1 protein-coding gene and 1 pseudogene are annotated in these 1,068 nt (G+C 38.1%); both read right to left on the bottom strand.

Going from position 1 to position 1,068, the window contains the following annotated elements:
* Positions 1-256: 256 nt before the first annotated feature.
* Positions 257-727: a type II toxin-antitoxin system VapC family toxin gene (locus tag ETC00_RS19310; RefSeq protein WP_171567678.1), complete on the bottom strand. Its 471-nt coding sequence runs from the start codon at positions 725-727 to the stop codon at positions 257-259.
* A gap of 10 nt (positions 728-737) precedes the next feature.
* Positions 738-1,068: pseudogene (locus ETC00_RS19305) on the bottom strand (hypothetical protein); the annotation flags it as partial.

The raw sequence follows: 1,068 nt of genomic DNA, 5'->3' as shown, positions 1-1,068 counted from the left end.
TACGTGTCTCTTTTCACACCCATAATGTCGAGCCAATCACGATGACTCAATTTCTCTTTTCGTTTTTTCTTTCGTTTTTTCATGTTCATCACTCCAAAATAAAAACGCCACCCCGATCGGAGTGACGCCCTGCTTCAAAATATCTCATGCTACCATCATACCACGTCTGAACCAAAATTTTCTGTCGTTTTTCTTTCATTTTTCCGTCAGTTTTCTGTCATCAAAAAACAAAAACACGCCAACAAGATGGCGTGCTCTATCCAGTGACCTCAACCTCTTCAACGGATTCGGTTAACCAACTTTCAACCTTGAGATTTTGCTCCGCTTCTTTGATCCTTCGGAAATCACTATCTATGCTTACTACAACCAGATCATGAGCGAGGGCAACTGATGCTATCCAAAGGTCATTTTCACTGATGCCCGTTTTTTGAAGAGTGTATTTTCTCCTTTTGCTTTTTTCCTTCGGTCCAAACTTGTCTAACACTTTGGCTTTTAATTCACCGTAGCATCTCGAAACCATTGAATCGCATCTTATAACTTCAATGACACTTAAGAGATCACTAACTTGAAATAAATTTTCTGTAGTTTTCTCTGATCTATATGCCATAAAATACAGTTCTGACTCGACAACAAAACATGTTTTAATGTGCTCATAATCTATCTCTCTTAATTTCTGAGCCATTACTGGATCGTTTTTTAGAATCCTACTGCAATGATTGGTGTCCAACAAATACATCCTAACTGAATTTAGCCTCTATCCTATTCTTATACACATCTCTCAGACATTCTTCAAAATCATCCCCATGCCAAGTACCTAGAAATCTCAGCAACGGGTTAGCAGTAGGATTGACCTTATCCAGCAATAACTCTAATTTTGGTTGTGGAGTAATAATTTCACATGTCCATTTACCATTTTCTACTTCTTTTAAAACATCACTGTAGTAAGCGACTATCGATTCTGATGTTATGATTTCGTTTGAATAAGCACTATCTGGGAGACCGTTTCTAGCTTCTAGCCATGGTCCTTCGTTATGAGTTAACTCTTCTAACTGATCCGCACTATATGAC

The sequence above is a fragment of the Brevibacillus sp. MCWH genome (assembly GCF_013096935.1).
Taxonomy (GTDB): domain Bacteria; phylum Bacillota; class Bacilli; order Brevibacillales; family Brevibacillaceae; genus Brevibacillus; species Brevibacillus aydinogluensis.
Note: the sequence above shows the minus strand (reverse complement) of the source record. Positions and strands in the feature narration are given on the sequence as shown.